The organism is Nocardioides sp. J9 (genome assembly GCF_007829375.1).
GTDB lineage: Bacteria > Actinomycetota > Actinomycetes > Propionibacteriales > Nocardioidaceae > Nocardioides.
In genome coordinates this window covers 71,130-79,536 of the sequence record NZ_VLJQ01000050.1, presented here as the reverse complement: position 1 = coordinate 79,536, position 8,407 = coordinate 71,130, and the positions used below count along the sequence as shown (strand labels likewise).

Sequence of the window (8,407 nt, the reverse complement as noted above, 5' to 3'; positions counted from 1 at the left end):
CGCCGAGCCTCCCGCCGGTGGTTGAGGTGCGAGGCGCCCCAGCGCCGAGCCTCCCGCCGGTGGTTGAGGTGCGAGGCGCCCCAGCGCCGAGCCTCGAAACCAGCGGCCCCGGTGCACCCGACGAGCCGGGCACAGCCCGCCACCAAGGTCCGGAGGTTTCGAGGCTCGGCCGCGGGCGGCCTCGCACCTCAACCACCGGGAGTCCGGCGAAGCGACCTCAAGGCTTGCCGCCAGGCGGGGGCGGGACCTACGCAAGGCAACCGCGCGCGCGGCAGCGTGGCGCTCGCGCCGAAGGCGCGTCGAGGGCAAGTGCGGGCCGAGCGCAGCGAGCGCCTGCGCGCCGCCCTCGACAGGCGACGCGCTCGTTGCCGGTCGAGCAGGTGACCCCCGCCGAGCTGGTGAGCAGCACCGACGTCTTGGGCAACGCCCTGGTGGCTGCCCACCAGCGCGGGGCGCCCAACCGGTGTCGGGCGACGCGCTCAGCGCGAGAGACGCAGCAGCAGCTCGTCGTTGGACTTGCTGTTGCGGACCATGCCGAGGAGCTGCTCGAGCGCCTCGGCGCCGTCCTTGCCGGCGAGCTCGGCACGGAGCTTGGCCCGCACGGCCTGCTCCTCCTTCGTGAGCAGCAGGTCCTCGCGGCGGGTACCGGAGGCGTGCACGTCGACGGCCGGGGCCAGGCCCCGGTCGGCGAGCTCGCGGGAGAGGTGCAGGCGCAGGTTGTCGGTGCCGGTGAGCTCGTCGAGCACCGCGTCGTCGACGACCGAGCCGTTGGTCAGCGCGGTGGCCAGGATCGTCAGCGAGCCGCCGTTGTCGATCTTGCGGGCGGCGCCGAAGAGCCGCTTCGGCGGGTAGAGCGCGGCCGCGTCGACCCCACCGGGCAGGATCCGGCCGCTGGCCGGTGCGGTGAGGTTGAACGCGCGGCCGAGGCGGGTCAGGCCGTCGATGAGCACGACCACGTCGTGGCCGAGCTCCACGAGCCGCTTCGCCCGCTCGACGGCGAGCTCGGCGAGCGTGGTGTGGTCGCTGGCCGGGCGGTCGAAGGTGCTGGCGACGACCTCGCCGCGGACGGCGCGCTGGAAGTCGGTGACCTCCTCGGGCCGCTCGTCGATGAGCACGACCATGAGGTGGCACTCGGGGTTGTTGGTCGTGATCGCGTTGGCGACGGCCTGCACGGTCGCGGTCTTGCCGGCGTCGCTCGGGGCGAGCACCAGGCCGCGCTGGCCCTTGCCGACCGGGGTCACCAGGTCGATGACCCGGCCGGTGACGGCGTCCGGGCCGGTCTCGAGGCGCAGCCGCTCGGTCGGCGAGACCGGGGTGAGCTTCTCGAACTCGACGCGGTTCTTCGCCTGCTCCGGGTCGACGCCGTTGACGGTGTCGATGCGGACCATGGGGTTGAACTTCTCGCGGCGCTCGCCCTCGCGCGGCTGTCGCACCTGGCCGACCACGGCGTCGCCGCGGCGCAGGCCGTACTTCCGGACCATCGACAAGGAGAGGTAGACGTCGTCGGCGCCGGCGAGGTAGCCGCTGGTGCGCACGAAGGCGTAGTTGTCGAGCACGTCGAGGATGCCCGCCGCCGGGACGAGGACGTCGTCCTCGCGGACCTCGGTGTCGGGCTCGCGGCCGCGCGAGGCACGGTCGCGGTCGCGGCCACGGCGGCGTCGGTTGCGGCGGCTGCCGCCCTCGCCGTCGTCGTCGTGGTCGTCGTCCGCGCGGTTGTCGCGGTTGTCACGGTTGTCGCGGTTGCCGTCGTCCTGCTTCGGCTGGGCCTTCTGCTGGCCGCCCTGGCCGCCCTGCTTGCCCTGACCCTGCTTCTGGTCGCCCTGCTTCTGGTCGCCGGACTTCTGCTGGTCGCCCTGCTTCTGGCCACCCTTGCCCTGGTCCGCCTTGCCCTGGTCGGCCTGCTTCTGGTCGGCCTGCTTCTGGTCGGGCTGGCCGTCCTTCTGGCCGTCCCTCTGGCGGTCGTCGCGGTTGCGCTGGCGCTGGCGGCCCTGGCGCTCGCCCTTGTCCTCGGACCCGCCGGGCTGGCCGTCCTTCTGGCCGTCCCTCTGGCCGCCGGACTGCTCGGACTTCTGCTCGGACTTCTGCTCGGACTTCTGCTCGGACTTCTGCTCGGACTTCTGCTCGGCGGGCGCCTCGGGGAGGCTGCCCTGGCCGGCCTGCGCGGCCTTGATGGCGTCGACGAGGGCAGCCTTCTTCATGCTCCCGGCGCCCTTGATGCCCATGCCACCGGCCATCGCCTTGAGGTCGGCGAGCAGCATGGAGTTGAGTCCACCGGCGCGCTTCCTCGGCGCCTTGGCCGGGGCGTCGTCGCCCCSGGGGGCCTCGCCGGCAGCGGCGGTGGAGTCGAGAGTCTCGGTCACGTGAGCCCTTCCCACGGATACACGCACGTCCCGGCGGTCAACGGCACGGAACGGCAACTGGTTGGATCCGGCACGGACGACCGAGCGGGAGGAACCCGCGGGACCGGCACCGCGCCGGAGAACTGGCACGTCCCGAGGGACGCGCGGGCGCCGGGAACTGCGGCGCGCCGCCAATGTACCACCGACGGGACCGGGCGCAGGCGAGCCCGGCGTTCAGTCCGCGCGCGTGGCGCCCGCACTGCTGACGGCGAGGGCCCGCGCCCTCCAGCCGGCCGGACACCGGCGCAGCAGCGCGTCGGACTCGGGGGTGCCGGGGCCGTCGGTGAACGCCAGCACGGTCGGACCGGCGCCGGACACGATGGTGGGCACGCCGTCGGCGCGCAGGGCCGCGACGAGGTCGAGTGAGTCGGGCATCGCCGGGCGGCGGTACTCCTGGTGCAGCCGGTCCTCGGTCGCCCGCAGCAGCTGCTCGGGCCGGCCCGAGAGCGCTGCGACCAGGAGCGCGGCGCGGCCGGCGTTGGCCGCCGCGTCGTCGTGGGGTACGACGTCGGGCAGCAGCCCGCGCGCGTGCTCTGTCTCGACCGGGGTCGGCGGGACGAAGACGACCACGCCGACCCGCGGGTCGACGCTGCCGGGGACCGCCCAGAACGAGTCGTCGGGGTCCTGGCCGGAGATCACGAACCCGCCGAGGAGCGCCGGTGCGACGTTGTCGGGGTGTCCCTCCATCTGCGCCGCGAGGTCGAGCAGGCCGTCGTCGTCGAGCAGCAGGCGGCCGCCCGCGACCAGCTCGCGGGCGATCCACACGCCGCCGACGATCGCCGCCGAGGACGACCCGAGGCCGCGGGCGTGCGGGATGGCGTTGGTGCAGGAGAGCCGCAGGCCGGTGGGCTGCTGGCCGAGCCGCTCGAAGGTCGCCCGCATCGCGCGGACCACGAGGTGCCGCTCGTCGAGCGGGACCTGGCCGTCGCCGTACCCGGACACCTCGACGACCAGGCCCTGGGGCAGGACCTCCGCCTCGAGGGTGTCGCGCAGCTCGAGCGCCATGCCGAGGGTGTCGAAGCCGGGCCCGAGGTTGGCCGAGGTCGCCGGCACGGTGACCCGGACCGGGCCCTCCACGAAGGCCACTGGATCAGAGACCTGCGGCCGCGGCGGCCGCGTCCACGTCCGCGTCGACGACCAGCTCGGGCAGCTCGAGGCCGTCCAGCGCGGTCGCGATGTCCTTGAGACCGTGCCCGGTGACGGTGATCGCCACGGTAGAGCCGGCGTAGGACTCCCCCGCCTCCAGCTCGGCGAGCAGGCCGGCGATCCCGGCGGCGGAGGCCGGCTCGACGAAGACGCCGTCCCGGGAGGCGAGCTGCTTCTGCGCGGCGAGGATCTGCGCGTCGGACACCGCTGCGAACCGGCCGCCGGACTCGTCACGCGCGGCCTCGGCGAGCTTCCACGAGGCGGGGTTGCCGATCCGGATCGCGGTGGCACGGGTCTCCGGGTCGGGGAACGGCTCGCCGGTCACCAGCGGGGCGGCGCCCTCGGCCTGGAAGCCGCGCATGACCGGCTTCTTCGTGGCCCGGCCGAGTGCGGCGTACTGCGTGTAGCCCAGCCAGTAGGCCGAGATGTTGCCCGCGTTGCCGACCGGCAGCAGGTGGAAGTCGGGGGCGTCGCCGAGGAAGTCGACGATCTCGAAGGCGGCGGTCTTCTGGCCCTCGAGGCGGTGCGGATTGACCGAGTTGACCAGGGCGACGGGGTACTTCCACGCCATCTCGCGCGCGATGCGCAGGCAGTCGTCGAAGTTGCCGCGGACCTGGATGACCTGCGAGCCGTGCAGCACGGCCTGGGCCATCTTGCCCGCGGCGATCTTGCCCTCAGGCACCAGCACGACCGGGGTGACGCCGGCCTTGGCGGCGTAGGCCGCCATCGACGCGGACGTGTTGCCGGTCGAGGCGCACACGACGGCGCGGGCGCCCTCGTGGACGGCGACGGACAGCGCGGTCGTCATGCCGCGGTCCTTGAACGATCCGGTCGGGTTGTTGCCCTCGACCTTGAGCCACACCTCGGCGCCGGTCAGGCCGGAGAGCCAGCCGCTGTGCACCAGCGGGGTGCCGCCCTCGCGGAGGGTCACCGCGGGGGTGTCCTGCGGGATGTCGAGGAGGGAGCGGTACTCCTCGATCACCCCGCGCCACTGTCCGTTGGCGACGGTCGGGCTGGTGGTACCGGTCATTCCTCGGCTCCCTCGACGCGCATCACCGAGGTGACCTCACGCACGATCTCCATGTCCCGCAGCCGCTCGACGGTCGCGGACAGTGCCGCATCCGTCGCCTCGTGCGAGACCACGACGAGCTGGGCGTCGTTGCCCCGGCCCTCCTGGCGGACGGTCTGGATCGAGACGCCGTGCTCGGCGAACGCCTGCGCGACCGCGGCGAGCACGCCCGCGCGGTCGTCGACGTCGATCGCGACGTGGTAGCGGGTGCGGGTCTCCCCCATCGGCAGCACGGTGCGGTCGGCGTAGGCCGACTCACCGACGCCGCGGGTGCCCTGGCGGTGGTTGCGGGCGACGGTGACCAGGTCGCCGAGGACGGCGCTCGCGGTCGGCGAACCGCCCGCGCCGGGGCCGTAGAACATGAGCTGGCCGGCAGCCTCGGACTCGACGAAGACCGCGTTGTAGGCCTCGCGCACGCTGGCCAGCGGGTGCGACCGGGGGATCATCGCCGGGTGCACGCGCACGCTGACCCCGGCCTCCTCGCCGGCCTCGTCGGAGGGGACCAGCTCGGCGATGGCGAGCAGCTTGACGACGCTGCCCATCTCGCGGGCGGAGCGCACGTCACCCGCGGTGACGTCGGTGATGCCCTCGCGGTGCACGTCGGCTGCGGTGACCCGCGAGTGGAACGCGAGGCTGGCGAGGATCGCGGCCTTGGCGGCGGCGTCGAAGCCCTCGACGTCGGCGGTCGGGTCGGCCTCGGCGTACCCGAGCGCCTGGGCCTCCTCGAGGGCGTCGGCGAAGCCGCTGCCCTGGGTGTCCATCTTGTCGAGGATGAAGTTGGTGGTGCCGTTGACGATGCCGAGCACCCGGGTCACCTTGTCGCCGGCGAGCGACTCGCGCAGCGGGCGCAGGATCGGGATGGCGCCGGCGACGGCGGCCTCGTAGTAGAGGTCGCGGCCGGCCTTCTCGGCGGCCTCGAAGAGGGTCGGGCCGTCCTCGGCGAGCAGCGCCTTGTTGGCGGTGACGACGGAGGCGCCGTTCTCCAGCGCGGACAGGATGAGGGTCCGGGCCGGCTCGATGCCGCCGATCACCTCGATGACGACGTCGACGTCCTCGCGGGCGACCAGCGCCGCGGCGTCGGTGGTGAGCAGCTCGGCGGGCACGTCGACCTCGCGCGGGGCGTCGAGGCGGCGCACGGCAACGCCGGCGAGCTCGACCCGCGCACCCACCCGGGCAGCCAGGTCGTCGGCCTGCTCGCCGAGGAGACGCACCACCTGCGACCCGACGGAGCCACAGCCGAGGACGGCGACCTTGAGGGGACTGTTCACGGGCCAACCCTATCGGCGCCCGGCCCCGGCCGAGCACCCGATGGCAGAACGCGGACAGCCCGCCCGCTCCCCCGCGCTCACGGCCGCCCTCACGTCGGTCGGGAGTACACCTCGGGCGAGACGCCGTCGTCGCCGCGTGCAGAGACGGCGTACACGGGGACCTCGCCGGGCGGGGCGCCACCGTCCTCGATCCCCGTCGCCCGGGTGCGCCCGACGACCTGCCAGCGTCCGTCGGGGGCACGGCGGGAGACCTTGAACTCCACGCCGGCAGGACCACGCCAGCGCACGTGCACCGAGCCGTCGGCGCCGCGCGCGGCGACCACGTCGCTCACCATGTCGACCGGTGCCGGGGTGCTGGCCGCCGCCGGCGGTGCGACCGGGGTGGGCGACGGGGCCGGGCGGCCCGTCCGGGACTCGGCGGAGGTCCGGCCGGGCTGGACGGCGACCACGACGTAGTCCGGCACGTCGCGGCTGGCGGGGGCGCCGCCGTCCTCGATCCGGGTGGCGGCGGTGCGGCCGACGACGCTGGTGCGTCCCCCGGGCTCCACCCGGCTGACCTTGTACGACGCCCCGGCGGTCGGCGACGGCTGCCACTCGACCACGACCGCTCCGGAGGCGTCGCGGCGCGCGTGCACGCTCCCCGGCGGGCGCAGCGGCAGCGCGGCGAGGGCCGCCACCGCCCCCGGGTGCTGGGGCCACCGCTCGAGCACCGCGACCAGCGCGGCGACCGGGTCGGGAGCGCTGCGGGCAGCGGCGGTGCGGGCGTCGGCCTCGGCGACCTCGGCCCGGGCACGGGCCAGCTCGGCCGCTGCTGGCTGGAGGCCGGCGGGTGGCGGCAGGTCGGCCGCCACCCGGGCGAGGTGCTCGAGGTGCTCGACGGCCTCGGCGAAGCGGCGGGCCCCGAGGGCGGCGGCCGCGGCGCGCCACTGCAGCTCGGCCTCGCGGACGGCCTGCTCGACCTCGTCGGCGACGGCGCGCAGGGGCGTCGTGGCAGCGGGGTCGCCGCTCGCGGACACCTGGCCGACCAGCCGGCGGGCCTCGAGCAGCGCACCGCGGCGCAGGGCGGCCCGGGCGGCGCGCAGGCCGGCCTCCCACGGGCGCTCGGCCGGGCGCGACGGGGCCGGCGGGGTCGACGGGTCCGACGAGGCGGGAGCCGGGGGCGGGGCGGGCCGGGACGGGCGCCGCGCGGACACCGGCTCCACCTCGACGTCGAGCTCGGCGGCGAGGCCGGCGATCGCCTCCCGGGCCCGGGCGGGGTCGAGGCCGAGCGCGAGCGCCTCCTCGTAGAGGTGCTCGTGGTCCTCGGCCGTCAGCCGGTCCTCGACGAGCGCCGCGGCACGGACCCGCGGACGCAACCGCACCTGCACGTCGACGAGGACCGCGTCGAGGTAGGCGTCGCGCATGACCGGACCGCGCTCGAGCAGCTCGGCGACGTGCACCATCAGCTCGTCGGCGACGGCCCGGACCCGCAGCGGCGGCAGCTCGCGGCAGCGGGCCCGCCACGCCTCGGCGCGGAGGGCGACCTCCGCGTCGTCGGCGCCCGGGTCGAGGCCGAGCAGCGCCAGCAGGGTCGGCGGCGGGGGCTGCTCCTCAAGCCGGCCGAGCTCGTCGAGCAGGTCGCGGACCTGCTGGCGCCGGTGGTCGCTGACCAGCGGCGCCGCCGGCGGCGGGGTCGCCGGGGCGGCCGGTGCGGGGTCGACGACGCGGTGCCGGCGCAGGCGGAGCTCGACCTCGGCGCGGGTGAGCCCGCCGAGCGCACCGACCTCCACGAGTCCCTCGAGCTTGTCGCGCGGGATGCCACCGTGGCGCTGCACGAGCCGGGAGACGGCCTCGTCGAGCGGCTGGAACCGGGCGGCGTCGCGGGCCTCGCGCTGCCGGCGCACCTGCTCGGCGGCCGCGGCACGCCGGGAGGGGTCGAGCAGGTCGGCGCTGTTCTCGTCGTGCGTCGCGACGAGCAGGCCGACGAGCGTGCCGTACTTCGGGTGGTCGCGCTGGCGCTGCCAGAACCCCCACACCTCACCGACCCGGGTCGCCACGTCCTCCTCGCTCCACCGGGTGACGTCGTCGACGGGCACGTCGTACAGCTCGAACGGGTCGGAGGCCTCGAGGCCGCCGCGGCGGTGGACGGCGGCCAGCACCCGCTTGCGGTAGTCGTTGCCGTCGAACGGCGCCCGCACGCTCACGCGTCGCGCCGCCGCGTGCGCTGGAGCTGCTCGCGCTCGCGGGCCACCTCGGCCTGGGACAGCGTCGCGCCGGTCTGGGCGGTGAGCCGGAGCGGGATCCCGGCGTCGACGTGGTGGGCCAGCACGGTCAGCAGCCCGTCGAAGCCCATCGTGAACCGGACCTGCACCTCGCTGCCGGCGTCGTAGCCGGGAGGGATGCCCTCGATCATCCCGGCGACGAGCAGCTTCACGTCCTGCACGCGCATCGACTCGGCCTGGCCCTGCTGCTCGACGATGCGGATGTTGATGGCGTCCTGGTCCGGGCGCACGGTCCCGAACGAGCGACCCACGTCGATCGGCAGG

At 75.3% G+C, this 8,407-nt stretch carries 6 protein-coding genes; all 6 read right to left on the bottom strand.

Annotated elements, in window-relative coordinates:
* Positions 1 to 479 precede the first annotated feature (479 nt).
* Positions 480 to 2,360 (bottom strand): transcription termination factor Rho, encoded by a 1,881-nt coding sequence (gene rho, locus L615_RS04240; RefSeq protein WP_261376551.1) that lies wholly within the window; start codon positions 2,358 to 2,360, stop codon positions 480 to 482.
* A 213-nt stretch (positions 2,361 to 2,573) separates the two neighbouring features.
* Positions 2,574 to 3,476: a homoserine kinase gene (thrB, locus tag L615_RS04235; RefSeq protein ID WP_261376550.1), complete on the bottom strand. Its 903-nt coding sequence runs from the start codon at positions 3,474 to 3,476 to the stop codon at positions 2,574 to 2,576.
* Between the two features lie 13 nt (positions 3,477 to 3,489).
* Complete coding sequence (gene thrC, locus L615_RS04230) at positions 3,490 to 4,575, bottom strand: threonine synthase (RefSeq protein WP_051485753.1); 1,086 nt, start codon at positions 4,573 to 4,575, stop codon at positions 3,490 to 3,492.
* Positions 4,572 to 5,882, bottom strand: coding sequence for a homoserine dehydrogenase (locus tag L615_RS04225; RefSeq protein ID WP_028655618.1), 1,311 nt, complete (start codon positions 5,880 to 5,882; stop codon positions 4,572 to 4,574). Before L615_RS04225 ends, thrC begins: the two co-directional genes overlap by 4 nt.
* An 89-nt stretch (positions 5,883 to 5,971) precedes the next feature.
* Entirely contained in the window at positions 5,972 to 8,065 is a 2,094-nt protein-coding gene (locus L615_RS23105; RefSeq protein ID WP_157514874.1) for an Ig-like domain repeat protein, read from the bottom strand.
* On the bottom strand, positions 8,062 to 8,407 hold a 346-nt coding region (locus tag L615_RS04220; RefSeq protein ID WP_145724229.1), incomplete at its 5' end, for an Hsp70 family protein. The genes L615_RS23105 and L615_RS04220, both read right to left, overlap by 4 nt.